This window comes from Deltaproteobacteria bacterium HGW-Deltaproteobacteria-6 (genome assembly GCA_002840435.1).
GTDB lineage: Bacteria > Desulfobacterota > Syntrophia > Syntrophales > Smithellaceae > UBA8904.
In genome coordinates this window covers 343,047-358,808 of the sequence record PHAT01000005.1, presented here as the reverse complement: position 1 = coordinate 358,808, position 15,762 = coordinate 343,047, and the positions used below count along the sequence as shown (strand labels likewise).

Genomic DNA, 15,762 nt, shown 5'->3' with positions numbered 1-15,762 from the left:
AAAACAGTTCATCTTTTGCTTAGCTGCAGCTTATGATTTGCGGGTTTTTCTTCCGACGACGGTATAAGCAGTGAGTGTGGCCACGAAACTGCCTTGCCTGGTTCTGTCCATGAGCTCTTCTATCCAGGCGCGTCCCTGAGATATGGAAATGTACCCGTCTTCGACAGCTTTGTGCACGGTTTCCTTCAGATTGTAAACTTTATCTGCCGTTGTAAAGTCTGTGATGACGGAAGTACCGGGGTGGATACTAACATTCGACACCCCCCCGGAAATAAAATAACCCCGCAGGTGACGGCCGATTGCAGTGTTTGCGAAAGAATCGCGCCATAAATGTTCTATGGTTCGTGCAATTTCATGATCGGTTGATGTAATTGAAAAAGTTTCCCAATCGTTATCATAGGCCAGCAGCAACCCGTTTGGTTCCAGCACACGAATGAGTTCCGCCACCGCGTCTTGAGGCTGCGGTATATGCTGCAACACGCGGTCGATTCGGCAGCGCGCAAAGGAATTGTCAGGGAAAGGCAGCGCTTTCACATCACCTAACAGAAATTCAACGGGTAGCTGCGTCATGAGCGCCCGTGATCTGGCTTTTTCAAGCATGGCGTTGCTTGTATCCAGGCCAACAACCTTTCCGCCCGGATTGATCCGCTCGGCCATACGGAAAGCGTCATCTCCCAGTCCGCAGCCGGCCTCCAACACCGTCATTCCCGGCCTGAGGTCCAGCAGATCGTAGCTTTTTGTCTTGTATTCCTTGTAATAAGGCAGCGAATCCAGCAAAGTCAGGCAGTCAAAATATGCATGCTTATCTTTAGCGTGGTCAACATCCGTAAAGCCGGTTGAAAGATACTCTTTGCTCATCAAAGCTCCGATTCTCACATTCCATCATTTCAATATATATCATCCTGATGCCCCAGTGACCACAGATCATACAACGCTTGATCTTTCCGGGGGGGGTGATAAAAGGCATTTTCCAGCTGCTTGCCGAAACTTTCGCATCATTTTGCAATGGCTTTGAATCGTCATCCTTTACGTTTTCGTATTCCGCAGCAAACGCTATTATTACTTTTTTCATTTTGCCGATGACGCCTCCTATGCCTTGCCGCTTTTATAATCCATCGCCCGTAAATATTCAATCCGTTCAACCAGCGGCGGATGAGAATAATAAAACAGAACATACCAGGGATGAGGATGGAGATTACTTAAATTATCCGTAGCCAGACGCTTAAGCGCGCTGATCATGGGTTGTGCCGTACCGATTAACTCAAAAGCCATTTTGTCGGCATCACGTTCAAAACGGCGTGTGACCATCATGCCCAGAGGAGATAGAAAAAAGCCTGAGGCGCTCAGATAAAGAGAGGCTAAGAAAATACCTGCGTAAACGGGTGTTTGGGTTATGCCGAATGCCCAAAACAGCGGCGGCCAGATGGTGATCCGATAGACAAAATAGAACAGAATCAACGAGGCCGTAATCATAAAGGCCAACTGTTTGAGGATATGTTTCTTTTTCCAATGACCGATTTCATGGGCCAGCACCGACAGGATTTCTTCATGGGTGTGTGAGGAAAGCAGTGTGTCGTACAAAACAATGCGCTTGGTTTTACCGATGCCGGTGAAGTAGGCATTGGTGTGTTTGGAACGCTTGCCTTCGTCCACCTGATAAATGCCTTTGGCCTGGAAACCGGCTTTGGCAATTAATGACATGATTTTATCCTTCAGCGCCTCATCCCTGATCGGCTCAAATTTATTAAAGAGCGGCGCGATCAACACCGGATAAAGCCAGAGAAGAACCAGCTGAAACAATGTGAAAAATGCCCAGCCCCAAAACCACCAGCTTTCCGGCAGGAATGTAATAAGGGCGATCATTGCGCTGACCATGATGGTCAGCAGGATTCCGGAAATAATGATGGATTTGCAAAAGTCGATCAGCCACAGTTTCCAGGTAATAGTGGAAAATCCATATTTCTGTTCCAGAACAAACGTGTGATACAGATCAAACGGCAGGCTCGCCATTCCGCTGATGACGGCCAGTGCGGCGAAAAAAATCAGCGCCTGTCCGATGATATGAATATTCATCACGGAAAGCCAACCTACCAGCAAAGGCAGTAAAAGAAATAACACACCAAGTTCAATTGCATCGCCGGACAAATCCTCTCTGGCTGAAAGACGTGATTGCTCACAGGTATAATCCGCCATCCTGCTGAGCGTTGCTTCGTCAATGGACCCTTCAAAAACCGGCGGGACCGTCCGGCCGTGGGCTTTCAAACTTTTCGTGTTGAGATGCTGGAGGAGATAGCGCAAAGCCATACGTCCGATGAATAAAACAAGAAATAGTACCAACAGTAATTTTTCCATGTGATCCCGTCTTTACACAAATTTGTTAATCAGGTGATAAATGGAGTCAGGGGTTTTGTAAAGTTATTTATTGCCCGCAAATGCAGCATGAGAGTGAACGAATCGGTTGCCGTAATCAATGCCTGTTTCATAAGCGGAACGAAGGGTCGCTTCGTCTTTGGTTGTTCTGCCGACATCCAGTCGGGGGGGTGGAGCGATTTGTTGAATCCGGACGCCCGGCGGCGGGTTTTTAATAAACGCGACGGCGGAATTATAATTATCAGCACGATTTTTGAATTTTTGCACCAGCCTCGGGTATTTCCGGAAATAGCAGGAGACGACGGCCAGTGCTACCGGACTTCCTTTTTTGACATAGTCGGCAGGGCGTGAACGGATTACGGTGATGTCCGTCGCACCGCGGCGCGCCGCTTCGCGGACGGGAATGGAATTCGCCATGCCGCCGTCAGTTGCTTTTTCACCGTTTACTTCCAATATATTGCGATAAAGAATCGGCAGAGAACTGGAGACTTTCAGATAATGTTCCAGCGTGTTTTCATCGGGCTGCAGATAAAGCGCTTTTCCGGTTTCCATTGATGTGGCCACAATCAGATATTCTTTGTTTTGCGACCGGAGCTTTTCATCAATATGTTTGAGATTCAGGCGATAGTGGGTGATGGTCTGCTCCCACATCCAGTCCAGATCCATGAGGTGCCCTCCGGTCAGAAACCGCCGGAGATTGATAAATTCCGGAGCCAGAGAATAACGCAGGGTAATATCAAAGTTGCGGCTGTTTTGTCCCGCCAGATGAGAGGCCAGATGGCAGGCCCCGGCAGATACGCCGATATACAAATCAAAAGGATCAAACCCGGCGTTGCCGAATGCATGAAGAACGCCTGCTGCAAAGATACCGCGCATTCCTCCGCCTTCCACAATTAATGCCGATTTAATGTTGTTTCCGTTCATAGCGTCTCGCAAAGACGCCCCGAAGCTGAGAAGCTTCGGGGCGTCTTCTTTATAATCGCCCATTGGACCGAAACAGTCCTGGCGGGCGCCTTTTAGAAATTATTTCTTGTAGCTGTACCATCCTTCACCGGTCTTCTGACCAAATTTGCCTTCCGTGTATTTCTTAACCACGCTCGGGGAGGGAAGATCAGCGGGATTACCGGACTCTAAGAAATGGCCCATGCAGACATCGTATGTCAGATCGATACCCGTCAGGTCATTGAGGCGGAACGGACCCATGGGATGACCAGCACCGTATACACAGGCCTTGTCGATATCCTCATAGCTGGCTACGCCCATTTCCAGCATCCAGAGAGATTCTTTCTGGATAACGCTGAAAATACGGTTCAAAACAAAGCCATCCACTTCCTTCTTGATATGGATTGGAATTTTGTCGATTTTCAAGCAGAAGTCCATCATGCACTTTGCCGTTTCGTCCGAAACATGCGGTCCCTGAACCACTTCAACGAGCTTCATGACGAGAGCGGGGTTGAAGAAGTGGAGGTTGCATACCTGAGCGGGACGATTGGTGGCAGACGCGATTCTGGAACTTACAATGAAGGAGCTGTTGGACGCCAGGATGGCGTTGGGCGGTGCAATCTTGTCCAGGTCGGCAAAAATCTTCCGTTTGAGATCGATTCTTTCCAGAACGGCTTCGATCACCACATCGGCGTCTTTCGCGGCTTCTTTCAGATCGCCGTTGAAGGAGATTCTTGCGCGGGCAGCCTTTGCCGCATCTTCCGTCATTTTGCCTTTCTGCACGCGGCCCGCCAGATAGCTGTCGACAAACTTTTCGGCTTTTTCCAGAACGGCCGGGATAACATCCGTGCTGACTGTTTTGAAGCCGGAAAGGGCGCACTGCAGAGCGATTTGATGGCCCATGTTACCGGCGCCGACTACACATACATTTTTTACATCTTCAATCTTCATAATTCTTCCTCACTTTCAGTTTATGTTTTTAAATACGATAAGCTATTTAAGATCGTCCTTGGTATTACAGCCTTTGCCTTGGTTCTTTTCGGCTGGAAAGAAGACTCTTACCGCCTCCCTTGCAATAGCCGATTATTAATGGAATTTCAATGAACATTGACTGACCGTTATACTTATGGTCATCATATTGTCAAGACAAAAATAATAGTAAAAATATTTCTGATCGCGAGGCGGAAAAGAGGATTTTTTTTGATGGCAGATCAGCATGTTAGCGTGATCCTAAAATTTGATTATCGGATGCGCGCTTCGGTTTGAAACGGGGGTACAACAAGCCGGTGCCGGTCAAAATGACAACCGGCCACTCCACGCCGCGAATAAAGATCAATTGGGCCGGATGTCTGCCTTCCAGGGGCTGCCAGTTTTGGGGCGTCACAAATTCCATCCTCCACAAAGGCCTGCTTTCCATTGAAATCAATCCCTCGTAGGATTCATGCTGATTCGATTCCGCATCTGTCCACCGACGAATGCTGATTTCGACGGAGCCGTTTTGTTTGTTTCCTTCCCTTAATCCTCTGGCCGCGTTACGGATATGCGGGGCTGTCTGCCGGATGGCGAACCCGATGAGAGTGAAAACCAGCGCTATGTAATAAAAAGCCGGATTGCCGGTAAACAGTCCGGCCAGCGCTAAGCCCGAAGCCAGCACCACGACACCCGGACGCGCCAGATTTATCATTTTATCCGGTCCCGGTCTGGTCAGTTCGGCTATTTGCTCATCAAGAGTCATATAAATGGCCTACAAGATAGATCTGGCGCCGTCAAGGCGTAAAAGCGAAATTTATCCGGATAACTCTTTGATTTAAAGTTGATATAAACTTGCTTTGATTAAGTCCAGGCCCCCGGTTATTGTGAAAAACATTGACAAAAGCTGTAATCAATATATAGGTATGTCTCAATATTTAAAGGAGTAATTTATCCATGTTTGGTATTGGTGTGCAGGAACTGATCATCATCGCGATCATCGCACTTTTAATCGTCGGGCCCAAAAAACTGCCCGATCTGGCTAAAACGCTGGGCAAAGGCTTCAGAGATTTCAAAAATGCAACCGAAGGCGTCACGGAAGATTTGAAAGACGCCTTGAAGGAAGAAGATAAGCCCAAGTCGGATGATGGCCTGAAAGATTCCCTGCTGGTCAAAAAGCCTGACGCGGAAGAGGCGAAAAGCGAAGCATCCGGTGTTGACACCGGCAAAAAACAAAATCCAACATAACTTCTACTATTCAAGTACCCAGCAAAACGGCACATTATGGAATCCAACGAAGATCTTAAAATGTCTTTGACTGAACATTTAATTGAACTGCGCAAAAGGCTGACGAATTCGCTGATTGCCCTGGGGCTCGGTTTTTTTGTCTGTTATTATTTTAAGGACTGGCTTTTCGGCATCCTTACGAAACCTTTGACCGATGCTCTGCCGAAGAGCAGCTATCTGATTTATACCGGTTTGACCCAGGCTTTTTTCACCTATATGAAAATTGCTTTTTTTGCTTCCCTGATTATCACCAGCCCTTTTATCATTTATCAGGTATGGAAATTTATTTCACCGGCGCTGCTTCCCGAAGAGAAAAAAATGGTGGTGCCTTTTGTCTTTTTTTCCACATTGCTCTTTTTAAGCGGCGTTACTTTCGGCTATTTCATCGTTCTGCCGACGGCTTTTGAATTTTTTGTCAGCTTCAACAATCAGTATTTACGGGCAATGATTTCATTCAGTGATTATTTGTCCTTCCTGGTGACCTTCTTGCTCGGTTTCGGCTTATCTTTTCAGTTGCCGATTCTGATTTTCTTTTTAGCGAGACTCGGCATTGTCACGGATAAACTGCTCTCCCGGAACAGAAAGTATGCCATCCTGGTTATATTCGTTATCGCGGCTGTTTTAACACCTTCACCGGATGCCTTAAGCCAGATCCTGATGGCCATCCCCCTGATGTTCCTTTATGAAGTAAGCATATTTGTGGCAAGGTTTGCCGCCAAAAAGAAAGAGGCGCCGGAATCAAATGAAGGCGAACCTGAAGAATAGGGATTAAAGTATGGCTGAACGGAAAAAAAAGGTGCGGCAGCCGGGGCAAGGTGTCAGGCTGTCCGGAATCATGAAAACTTTATTGGTGGTATTTCTGCTGATTTTATTATTGGCCGCTGGCGGAACCGCTGTCTATAACCTTATGACTCTTGACTTACCCGGCATTGACGCGCTTAAAGATTACCGGCCCAGTATTGCCTCGCGCGTATTCGACGAAAATAACGAACTGATCGATGAGTTCTTTCTGGAAGACAGAAAGCTGATTAAGATTTCCGACGTTCCAAAAATCGCTCAGCATGCTTTTGTCGCGGCGGAGGATTCCCGCTTTTATCAGCATCAGGGCGTCGATCTGCAAAGTATTTTCCGTGCCATGTTTAAAAATGTGGAGGCAGGCAAAATTGTGCAGGGCGGCAGCACCATCACGCAGCAGGTTGCCAAACTGATGTATCTGACGCCGGAAAGAAAATACATCCGAAAACTCAAGGAAGCCATTCTTTCTTATCGAATTGACAAGTATCTGAGCAAAGATGAAATCCTGAATTTGTATCTGAATCAAATCTATCTGGGTCACGGCACCTACGGCATCGAATCGGCTTCGATAGGTTACTTCGGCAAAAGCGCGAAGGATCTGATATTGCCGGAAGCCGCACTGCTCGCCGGCTTGCCGAAAGCGCCGACCACCTACTCTCCGTTTTTGTCTCTCGATCGAGCAAAGCAAAGGCAGGTTTATGTTTTGACGCGCATGATGGAAGAAGGTTTTATTACTAAAGAGCAAATGGACAAGGCCGTTGCCGCTCCCATCAAACTTCGGCCCATGAAACCGAAGGACAAAGTTGCCGCTTATTTTGTAGAACATGTCCGCCGTTATGTTCAGGAGAAATATGGCGCGGATGTTCTCTACAAGGAAGGGTTGTCCATCTACACGACTCTTAATCTTTCGGCGCAAAAAGCGGCCCGCGACGCACTCATCAAGGGTCTGACGGAAATGGAGGAACGGGGCAAAGCCGAGAAAGGTCTTGCTCAGGGAGCGCTTTATTGTATGGACGTTAAAACCGGCGCAATTCGCGCCCTGGTTGGAGGACGTGATTTCAGCAAAAGCGAGTTCAACCGTGCGACTCAGTCGCGCCGTCAACCCGGTTCCGCTTTTAAACCGTTGATCTATACGGCGGCCTTTGACAAAGGAATGAATCCCTCCACGCGGTTTGTGGACTCACCGATCGTTTTTGAAGATCCCTCGCAGGATGATGGTTTATGGAAACCGAAGAACTTCGACGGAAAATTTCTGGGGCCGATTACCATGAGGACTGCGCTCGTGCAATCCCGCAACGTCGTAACCGTTAAGATTTTACAGGAAATCGGCATCGATTATGCGACGTCCTATGCTGCAAACATGGGGATTGAATCTTCATTGTCCAAAAACCTGTCTCTGGCTCTGGGATCCTCGGGGGTCACCTTGCAGGAGCTGGTTCGCGCCTACGGTGTTCTGGGGAACGGCGGTAAAAAGGTCACTCCTTACTTTATCCGCAAAATTGTTGACCGCACCGGTAATGTTTTTGAAGAAGCCAAGGTGATCTCAGAGCAGGTCATTGATTCACGCATTGCCTTTATGACCACCTATGTGATGCAGGACGTTGTGGAAAGCGGAACGGGCCGCAGAGTGAAAAGCATTGGCCGGCCGGTTGCCGGCAAGACGGGAACAACTAATGATATCCGCGACGCCTGGTTTATCGGATTTACCCCTTCGCTGATTACCGGTGTCTGGATTGGTTATGATCAGGAAAAGTCGCTGGGAAAACAAGAAGTAGGCGGTCGCGCCGCGGCGCCGGTCTGGCTTTATTTTATGGAAAAAGCTCTGGCCAATGCGCCGGTTGAGGCTTTCCCCGCCCCGGAAGGGATTGTTTTTGTCAAGGTGGATCACAAAAGCGGTCGGCCGACTCAGGCCTCAGGTCCGGGAACCATCTATGAATGTTTCCTGGATAATGCGCCGCCCAGTGAAAAAGAAGAGGAGACGACTGAAGAAAAAGAAGAGTTATTCCGATAAAATATTTAATCGAGCGGAGAATGCCTCTTGACAAGCAGCGTTTTTTTCGCTAGAAGGGAATCAAATTTATCAGGAAGTAATTATGTTTCTTAAAGATTTTGACAGCGGCAGAATTCAGATACAATCCCGTGTAAGATTGCTCGTAGTAGTAGTCGTACCCATGGGGTCTGCCGGTTAAGTATCTTTCAAAAAAATAAGATACAAGCCGCGGGCCCCTGAAGCCCGCGGCTTTGCTTTTGGACACAAAGCCGCTTTTTCCTAAAAGAAACTTGCGGCTTTTTTAATTTTAAATGCCGTTGAATAAAGAGACTGAGTCATTAGCGAAGGAGTTATAACGTATGAAGTTGAAAGGCACGGAAATCCTGCTGCAAGTGCTGGAAGAAGAAAAAGTGGACATTATCTTTGGCTACCCCGGCGGGGCTGTTCTCGATATTTATGATCAACTTTACAAAAGCAGCCTCAAACATATTTTAGTCCGCCACGAGCAGGGTGCGGTGCATGCCGCCGACGGTTATGCGCGCGCAACAGGCCGCGTAGGAGTTTGCCTGGTGACTTCCGGTCCCGGCGCCACCAATACCGTCACCGGCATTGCCACGGCCAATATGGACTCCATCCCTCTGGTGGTTTTTACCGGGCAGGTCCCGACGGGCCTTATCGGCAACGATGCGTTTCAGGAGTGCGATATTACCGGGATCACGCGTCCCTGCACGAAACATAACTTTCTGGTGCGCAACGTCGAAGATCTGGCTTCAACAATTAAAGAAGCGTTTCATATCGCCCGTTCCGGAAGGCCGGGGCCGGTGCTTGTGGATTTGCCCAAGAATGTGATGGCCGCGCAAACCGATTATATTCCTTCTAATGTGAGGTTCCGCAATCATGAAGTGGCCTACAAACCGGCGCCCAAGAAAATGGCCAATGTATGGGATATGCTCCAAGCCGCTAAAAAACCCTTAATTATGACTGGCGGCGGTGTCATCCTCGGTAAGGCATCTGAAGAATTGACAGAGCTTGCGCGCAAATACCGGATTCCGGTAACCGGCACCCTGATGGGTCTTGGATCGTTTCCGGGCAGCGACCCTTTGTGGCTGGGCATGCTGGGTATGCATGGCACTTACTATGCGAACATGGCCATCAGCCACTGCGATTTTCTGCTGGCCGTCGGCGTCCGGTTTGACGACCGCGTGACCGGAACAATTGAAACCTTTGCCGCCAACGCGAAAATAGTCCATATTGATATCGATCCGTCGTCCATTAATAAAAATGTTACCGTTGATCTGCCGATAATCGGCGACACGAAAGCCACGCTCAAGGACTTGCTGCGGTTTCTGGAAGAACATCACTATGCGCATGATGACGCTCTGAGGAATACGTGGCTTGGCGAGATTGCCGAATGGCGGGAAAAAGTACCGCTGACCTACTGTCAGAACGGCGAGGTGATTAAACCGCAATACGTTATCGAAACCCTGCATAAGCTTACCGGCGGCGACGCCCTCATCACGACGGAAGTCGGTCAGCATCAGATGTGGACGGCGCAGTTCTTCCAGTTTGACCGGCCCAACACCCTGATCTCATCAGGGGGCTTAGGGACGATGGGATTCGGCCTGCCCGCCGCCATCGGCGTCAAATGCGCTTTCCCCGACAAGCAGGTGGTGGATATTGCCGGCGACGGCAGTATCCAGATGAACATTCAGGAACTGGCCACTGCCGCTCAGTACAACATTGCCGTAAAGGTTGTCCTGCTGAATAACGAATTTTTAGGCATGCCCCGCCAGTGGCAGCAAATGTTTTATGGAAAGCGTTACTCCCATACGGATATGACTTACGCGCCCGATTTCGTTAAACTGGCGGAAGCCTTTGGCGTAATCGGTCTGCGGGCGACCAAACCAGCCGAGGTGGAAGCCGTGCTAAGAGAGGGGCTCGCCGCGGACAAACCGGTCCTGATGGATTTCCGGGTGTCGCGCGAAGAATGTGTTTATCCCATGGTGCATCCGGGCGAGTCGATTACCCAGATGACGCTCGGGTCGAGAGAGATGATCAACTGACGACTTCGTGAAATACCCCAGAGGGCACGCGAGTCCCATATGCTTCGTTGTGCGTCATCATTCCCCGGCCTGTGCCGGGGCAGGCTAGGCGGCCTGCATAAGCAGGCCGCATTCCTCATGACTCGCACGCCTTGCCTCTGGAGCTTTTGACGAAGCGTCAAATTACTAATTGTGAGGTTGAGTAAAATGGAGAAAAAGGACCACATTATTTCAATTCTGGTGCATAACAAACCGGACGTTCTGGCCAGAGTTGCCGGAACGCTGGGCGGTAAAGGATACAATATTGACAGTCTCTGCGTGAATACCACAACGCAAAAAGACATATCGAAAATCGTGATGACCACTGCCGGAGCCCAGACGACCGTTACCCGGATTGAAAATCAGCTGCAAAGACTGTTCGATGTAATTTCTGTTGATGACCTGACCAATGTCGAGTCCATCCATCGCGAGATGGTTCTGGTCCGGCTTAATCTGACAGCCCAGAATTCGGAATCCGTAAAAAAGGCTATTGATATGAATAAGTGGAAGGTCATCGTGTCGGGCGATAAATATGTTATTATCGAAATAACAGGGGATAAAACTCAAATCGACTTTTCTCTGGCTCGCCTGGAGCCGCTCGGCATTGCCGATATCACCAGAACAGGTCTTATCGCTTTGAAATTGGATGATTAAAATAAGATGCAAAATAACAAATAATAACAATTAAGAACAGGGGGTTTTATGGCAAAAATTAATTTTGGCGGTACAGTGGAAGATGTGGTGACTTCGGAAGAGTTCACCGTTCAAAAGGCACAGGACGTTCTTAAAAAAGAAGTGATCGCGGTTTTGGGCTATGGTGTTCAGGGGCCCGCGCAGGCTTTCAATATGAGAGATAACGGCGTCAACGTCATCATCGGTCAGTCTCCGGAAGACAAATCTTACTGGGAAAAAGCCATTGCCGACGGCTGGGTACCCGGCCAGACGCTTTTCCCGATTGAAGAAGCGGTAGAGAAAGCAACCGTCATTCAATATCTGGTATCCGACGCGGCGCAGACTATCCTGTGGCCGAAAGTCAAAGCACACCTGAAAAAAGGCGATGCGCTTTACTTCTCGCATGGTTTTTCAATTGTGTATAAGGAACAGACGGGTGTTATCCCGCCTGACTTCGTCGATGTCATTATGGTCGCTCCCAAGGGGTCGGGTACCAGCGTCCGCCGCAATTTCGTCGACGGCAGCGGCATCAATTCCAGCTTTGCGGTCCATCAGGATGCAACAGGCCGCGCAATGGAACGCACACTGGCTCTGGGCATCGCCATCGGTTCCGGATTCTTGTTTCCGACGACCTTCCAAATGGAAGTTTACAGCGATCTTACCGGTGAACGCGGTGTGCTGATGGGCGCTCTTGCCGGCATGATGGAGGCACAATACGCCGAACTGCGCAAACACGGCCATACCCCAAGCGAAGCCTTCAATGAAACGGTGGAAGAACTTACGCAGAGCCTGATCCGTCTGGTCGGCGAAAACGGCATGGATTGGATGTACGCCAACTGTTCAGCTACCGCGCAGCGCGGTGCGCTGGACTGGCGGCACAAATTCCGCAAGGCGGTGGAACCGGTGTTTGCCGAACTTTATAATTCCGTCGCTACCGGCAAGGAGACGGAAATCGTTCTGCGCGTCAACGGCGCGCCGGATTACAAGGAAAAGCTCAACGAAGAACTCAAAGAGATGCGCGAGTCCGAGTTGTGGCAGGCCGGCGCTGCTGTGAGAGCGCTCAGACCGGAAAAACGCAAGAAATAATTGATCTGAGCAATGGTCTCCGCCTTGGCGGGGGCTGTTGCTCAATCCGAATTTGTCATTGTGACGTGTGCTCTCATTTAACCTTTGAGTTATCAGGGCAGCAACCCTTCGGGCTGAGCATGCCATCTGGCCAGAGGGTGGCAATCTGAATCCATGAGATTGCTTCGCTCCACTTGCAATGATTGGTTTATGGTTCTCAGGAAGAACGCCTGACGCGACGCGGCGATCTTCAAATGACATAAAAAGTATCTATTCAGGAGAAAAACGATGAGAAGTGATCTCATGAAAAAAGGACTGGAGCGCGCACCGCATCGCTCACTCTTTAAAGCCATGGGTTATACCGATGAAGAAATTGCCAGACCGCTTATCGGTGTGGTGAATTCCGCCAATGAAATCATCCCCGGCCATATCCATCTGGACCTGATCACTCAGGATGTCAAGGCGGGTATTCGCATGGCCGGTGGCACACCGGTGGAGTTTCCGGTTATCGGGGTATGCGACGGCATCGCCATGAATCATGCGGGGATGAAGTATTCGCTGGCTAGCCGCGAATTGATTGCCGACTCCATTGAAATCATGGCGATGGCTCATCCGTTTGACGCTTTGGTTTTTATTCCCAACTGCGACAAGGTCGTGCCCGGCATGCTTATGGCGGCGCTGCGGCTGAATATTCCGGCGATTTTCATCAGCGGCGGCCCGATGCTGGCGGGGAAACTTCAGGGTAAAGCCGTTGACCTCATTTCTGTGTTTGAAGGCGTCGGTGCGGTAAAGGCCAAAAAAATGAAAGCCGCGGAATTGGCACAGTTGGAAGACTGCGCCTGTCCGGGCTGCGGTTCCTGCTCCGGCATGTACACGGCCAATTCCATGAACTGCGTCACCGAAGCGTTGGGTCTGGGGTTACCCGGACACGGCACGATTCCGGCGGTGCTTGCCGCGCGGCATCGACTGGCCAAGCATGCGGGCATGAAAATTATGGATATTCTCAAAAAGAACGTGAAACCCCGCGACATCGCGACACTGGCCGCTTTCAAAAACGCGATCGCCGTCGATATGGCATTAGGCTGCTCCACCAATACGGTTTTGCACATTCCCGCCATTGCTCATGAAGCGGGGATCAAGCTCGATTTGGACCTCTTCAATAAAATCAGCGGGAAAACTCCGAACATCTGCAAATTGAGCCCGGCCGGTCATCACCACATTGAAGATCTGGATGCGGCGGGCGGGATTCAAGCGGTCCTGAAGACCATAAGCAAGCTGGGCGTTATTGATGAAAAAGCAATGACCGTATCGGGAAAAACTGTAGGAGCGAATTTAAAAACTGCCCGCGTTTTGAATGATGATGTCATTCGGTCCTTAAATAATCCGTATTCCAAGCAGGGCGGAATTGCTGTTTTGCGCGGCAACCTTGCTCCGGACGGCGGCGTGGTGAAACAATCCGCGGTGGCGCAGGCGATGCAGATCAATGAAGGCAAGGCCCGGGTCTTTAACTGTGAGGATGACGCCATCGCCGCGATCCTTGGTGGAAAGATTAAAGACGGTGACATTGTAGTGATCCGCTATGAAGGTCCCAAAGGCGGCCCGGGGATGCGCGAGATGCTTTCGCCGACCTCGGCAATTGTCGGGATGGGACTGGATAAGACCGTAGCGCTTTTGACCGACGGGCGTTTCAGCGGCGGTACGCAGGGCGCGGCGATCGGTCATATCTCTCCGGAAGCGGCGGAAGGCGGCCCCATTGCACTCGTGAAGGAAGGCGATATCATTGCCATTGATATCCCGGCCAAAACGCTGAATCTGAAAGTCAGCGACGCCGAGCTTGCGCGGCGCCGCAAGTTGCTCAAACCCTGGACGCCCGCCATCACCACGGGCTATCTGGCGCGCTATGCCAGGCTGGTGACGTCTGCTTCCACCGGGGCAATATTTAAGGATTAGTTATTTGCGGGGAACGGTTTTGATAACCTGACGGTCACAAGACCGTTCCCTGCGTTTTTATTGTTCAGACATATTCTTTTATTTTCATATCGAGCTTCCAGAAAGCCGTCTCGATGTGGTTTAAAATCTCAGAAACCTTTTCGGGGGCAACAGGCTCACTTTTTTTCGCACTATCCCAAATCCAGTTTGCCGGCAGATAAATGATCCAGGTAAGTTCTCCTCCGACATCCGGCCGATCCTCGATCTGCAAGGTTATTGTTTTGTCCTTTTCGGAATACTTTAAAGCATCCAAGGATAAAATATCGACCCTCCAGCCCTGAGAGCTTTCAACAGTTTTGTCATTTAAAGCACTGATGATTTCTTTCATGATACCCGGCATTTTTTATAAATTGTCTGCAAAATATTCAGTTCCATTCCGCAATCATAACGCCCGCACTGATTCGGTTAATACTTGTGTTATAGTCTATCAGTCCTTCGCCATAGCCGTTGAAATATTGAAAATAGAGGCTGAATTTATCCGTAAGGTATTTTTCCAGCGTTGATTTCGGGATAAAGGAGCCCAGCAGCAGATGGCCCAGCGTGATGGGCGGAATGCTCCAATCCAACTGCACAGCGCCCAGATTGTTTTGCCTTAAATTGTTGCGCAGCATAATGGCAAATCTCTGCTTTTCCCAGTAGTAAGTTGTCAGGAGTTCGCCATATCCCATATAGCGTGTCATGTCGGGGTTGTCATCATTATCGTTTCCAATTTCCGTCAACCGGTACCAGGTTTTCAACTGCAAATCCAAATTCTTTCTTTCCAGGCCGATATTGGCTACCAGGCGGTTCCAGCTGCGGGAAAGCGGTCGTGACCGGCCGTTGGATTGATGGTTGAATCCGACGTTTATAAAACGCCCCTTGAAGCCCAGAACTTCATAATTCGTGCGAAAGTTGACTAATAATTCCGGCTCATAATTTAAATCGCGGAAAGGCGCTGAGAAAGCGGTATTGTAAATCTGCCAAAAGGACAATTGCGTGTATGCAAACCAGATATCCATACCTTTTATCACTTTAATTTTGTCATAAACCCCCTGAAGCGGACTCTGCAAGACATCCTCCCAAATTTTCGCTTTCAAACTGATCTGGAACTTGGCTTCATTATATTGGATCTGAGCCGCGGGGTCATATTCCAAATTCGTTTCCTCATTCGGTGACGAATTGTAGGCAACCGGCAATAAATAATTCATGCGGTATGGTCTGAGGACAAAGGAATTCCGGCGGGTTTGAGGGTCCAAATCCCATTGTCTGGTCATAACGGAAAGTTTGTCCGGTTCTGAAGAAGCCTCTTTCGCCACAGATATGGCGGGTGTTTGGGCTTCGGCAGTTTGAGGGACAGGATTCTTTCTACCCGTCAGTTCATCAAAGCAATGCAATCGTGATGCATTATCGTCAATTTTAGCGCAATCGGCCAGACGATCATTCATTTCGGCGACAGCAGCGGATGGATGCAGGAAAAAAACAGTCCATATGGTCAGAATAAATATGCCGCATAGAAGTCGTCCATCGGATATCCATCTTTTTAAAAAAAGCATTCTTTATCCCTCATTTTATTAAGATAACCCCTTCCGGCGCCAAAGTAAAGCCGGCTCCGATATTGTAAGT

16 protein-coding genes are annotated in these 15,762 nt (G+C 49.3%); 7 read left to right on the top strand and 9 right to left on the bottom strand.

What is annotated here, in order from left to right:
- Positions 1 to 30: 30 nt before the first annotated feature.
- The 6 genes from CVU71_11860 to CVU71_11835 all read right to left on the bottom strand — a co-directional run bounded on the left by CVU71_11860 (position 31) and on the right by CVU71_11835 (position 5,047).
- Positions 31 to 858 (bottom strand): class I SAM-dependent methyltransferase, encoded by an 828-nt coding sequence (locus tag CVU71_11860; GenBank protein ID PKN18202.1) that lies wholly within the window; start codon positions 856 to 858, stop codon positions 31 to 33.
- The gene (locus CVU71_11855; protein ID PKN18201.1) at positions 818 to 1,072 is read right to left on the bottom strand and encodes a hypothetical protein; all 255 of its coding nucleotides are present in this window, start codon (positions 1,070 to 1,072) and stop codon (positions 818 to 820) included. The genes CVU71_11860 and CVU71_11855 overlap by 41 nt, the downstream gene beginning before the upstream one ends.
- Before the next feature lie 17 nt (positions 1,073 to 1,089).
- Positions 1,090 to 2,352 (bottom strand): peptidase M48, encoded by a 1,263-nt coding sequence (locus CVU71_11850; protein PKN18200.1) that lies wholly within the window; start codon positions 2,350 to 2,352, stop codon positions 1,090 to 1,092.
- Positions 2,353 to 2,415: 63 nt separating this feature from the next.
- Positions 2,416 to 3,294, bottom strand: a complete 879-nt coding sequence (locus CVU71_11845) for a patatin family protein (GenBank protein ID PKN18702.1) — start codon at positions 3,292 to 3,294, stop codon at positions 2,416 to 2,418.
- Between the two features lie 99 nt (positions 3,295 to 3,393).
- A complete protein-coding gene (locus CVU71_11840; protein ID PKN18199.1) occupies positions 3,394 to 4,263 on the bottom strand; it encodes a 3-hydroxyacyl-CoA dehydrogenase in 870 nt (289 codons plus the stop codon).
- 268 nt (positions 4,264 to 4,531) lie between these two features.
- Positions 4,532 to 5,047 (bottom strand): hypothetical protein, encoded by a 516-nt coding sequence (locus CVU71_11835; protein ID PKN18198.1) that lies wholly within the window; start codon positions 5,045 to 5,047, stop codon positions 4,532 to 4,534.
- A 191-nt stretch (positions 5,048 to 5,238) separates the two neighbouring features.
- Here CVU71_11835 and CVU71_11830 point away from each other — a divergent pair, with 191 nt between their 5' ends.
- The 3 genes from CVU71_11830 (at position 5,239) to CVU71_11820 (ending at position 8,374) form a co-directional block, all read left to right on the top strand.
- Positions 5,239 to 5,529, top strand: a complete 291-nt coding sequence (locus tag CVU71_11830; protein PKN18197.1) for a hypothetical protein — start codon at positions 5,239 to 5,241, stop codon at positions 5,527 to 5,529.
- A gap of 36 nt (positions 5,530 to 5,565) precedes the next feature.
- The gene (tatC, locus tag CVU71_11825; protein PKN18196.1) at positions 5,566 to 6,333 is read left to right on the top strand and encodes a twin-arginine translocase subunit TatC; all 768 of its coding nucleotides are present in this window, start codon (positions 5,566 to 5,568) and stop codon (positions 6,331 to 6,333) included.
- A gap of 70 nt (positions 6,334 to 6,403) precedes the next feature.
- Entirely contained in the window at positions 6,404 to 8,374 is a 1,971-nt protein-coding gene (locus tag CVU71_11820) for a penicillin-binding protein (protein PKN18701.1), read from the top strand.
- Between the two features lie 49 nt (positions 8,375 to 8,423).
- On the opposite strand, the gene CVU71_11815 is transcribed toward CVU71_11820, so the two are convergent.
- The gene (locus tag CVU71_11815) at positions 8,424 to 8,618 is read right to left on the bottom strand and encodes a hypothetical protein (GenBank protein PKN18195.1); all 195 of its coding nucleotides are present in this window, start codon (positions 8,616 to 8,618) and stop codon (positions 8,424 to 8,426) included.
- Positions 8,619 to 8,712: 94 nt separating this feature from the next.
- Between CVU71_11815 and ilvB the strand changes: the two genes are divergently transcribed.
- From ilvB to ilvD, 4 genes are all read left to right on the top strand, one after another.
- Positions 8,713 to 10,416 carry an acetolactate synthase, large subunit, biosynthetic type gene (gene ilvB / locus CVU71_11810; GenBank protein ID PKN18194.1) on the top strand — a complete coding sequence of 568 codons (1,704 nt, stop codon included), beginning with the start codon at positions 8,713 to 8,715 and terminating at the stop codon, positions 10,414 to 10,416.
- Positions 10,417 to 10,602: 186 nt separating this feature from the next.
- Positions 10,603 to 11,088 carry an acetolactate synthase small subunit gene (locus CVU71_11805; GenBank protein ID PKN18193.1) on the top strand — a complete coding sequence of 162 codons (486 nt, stop codon included), beginning with the start codon at positions 10,603 to 10,605 and terminating at the stop codon, positions 11,086 to 11,088.
- A 48-nt stretch (positions 11,089 to 11,136) separates the two neighbouring features.
- Positions 11,137 to 12,192, top strand: a complete 1,056-nt coding sequence (ilvC, locus tag CVU71_11800) for a ketol-acid reductoisomerase (protein ID PKN18192.1) — start codon at positions 11,137 to 11,139, stop codon at positions 12,190 to 12,192.
- Positions 12,193 to 12,459: 267 nt separating this feature from the next.
- Entirely contained in the window at positions 12,460 to 14,121 is a 1,662-nt protein-coding gene (gene ilvD / locus CVU71_11795; protein PKN18191.1) for a dihydroxy-acid dehydratase, read from the top strand.
- A gap of 64 nt (positions 14,122 to 14,185) precedes the next feature.
- Here ilvD and CVU71_11790 read toward each other — a convergent pair whose 3' ends face one another.
- Positions 14,186 to 14,500, bottom strand: coding sequence for a hypothetical protein (locus CVU71_11790; GenBank protein ID PKN18190.1), 315 nt, complete (start codon positions 14,498 to 14,500; stop codon positions 14,186 to 14,188).
- A 25-nt stretch (positions 14,501 to 14,525) separates the two neighbouring features.
- Positions 14,526 to 15,692, bottom strand: coding sequence for a phospholipase (locus CVU71_11785; GenBank protein PKN18189.1), 1,167 nt, complete (start codon positions 15,690 to 15,692; stop codon positions 14,526 to 14,528).
- Between the last annotated feature and the right edge of the window lie 70 nt (positions 15,693 to 15,762).

Coding starts and splice junctions, on each gene's coding strand:
- CVU71_11860 (PKN18202.1), bottom strand. CDS start 858: ATGAGCAAAGAGTATCTTTCAACCGGCTTTACGGATGTTGACCACGCT.
- CVU71_11855 (PKN18201.1), bottom strand. CDS start 1,072: ATGAAAAAAGTAATAATAGCGTTTGCTGCGGAATACGAAAACGTAAAG.
- CVU71_11850 (PKN18200.1), bottom strand. CDS start 2,352: ATGGAAAAATTACTGTTGGTACTATTTCTTGTTTTATTCATCGGACGT.
- CVU71_11845 (PKN18702.1), bottom strand. CDS start 3,294: ATGAACGGAAACAACATTAAATCGGCATTAATTGTGGAAGGCGGAGGA.
- CVU71_11840 (PKN18199.1), bottom strand. CDS start 4,263: ATGAAGATTGAAGATGTAAAAAATGTATGTGTAGTCGGCGCCGGTAAC.
- CVU71_11835 (PKN18198.1), bottom strand. CDS start 5,047: ATGACTCTTGATGAGCAAATAGCCGAACTGACCAGACCGGGACCGGAT.
- CVU71_11830 (PKN18197.1), top strand. CDS start 5,239: ATGTTTGGTATTGGTGTGCAGGAACTGATCATCATCGCGATCATCGCA.
- tatC (PKN18196.1), top strand. CDS start 5,566: ATGGAATCCAACGAAGATCTTAAAATGTCTTTGACTGAACATTTAATT.
- CVU71_11820 (PKN18701.1), top strand. CDS start 6,404: ATGAAAACTTTATTGGTGGTATTTCTGCTGATTTTATTATTGGCCGCT.
- ilvB (PKN18194.1), top strand. CDS start 8,713: ATGAAGTTGAAAGGCACGGAAATCCTGCTGCAAGTGCTGGAAGAAGAA.
- CVU71_11805 (PKN18193.1), top strand. CDS start 10,603: ATGGAGAAAAAGGACCACATTATTTCAATTCTGGTGCATAACAAACCG.
- ilvC (PKN18192.1), top strand. CDS start 11,137: ATGGCAAAAATTAATTTTGGCGGTACAGTGGAAGATGTGGTGACTTCG.
- ilvD (PKN18191.1), top strand. CDS start 12,460: ATGAGAAGTGATCTCATGAAAAAAGGACTGGAGCGCGCACCGCATCGC.
- CVU71_11790 (PKN18190.1), bottom strand. CDS start 14,500: ATGCCGGGTATCATGAAAGAAATCATCAGTGCTTTAAATGACAAAACT.
- CVU71_11785 (PKN18189.1), bottom strand. CDS start 15,692: ATGCTTTTTTTAAAAAGATGGATATCCGATGGACGACTTCTATGCGGC.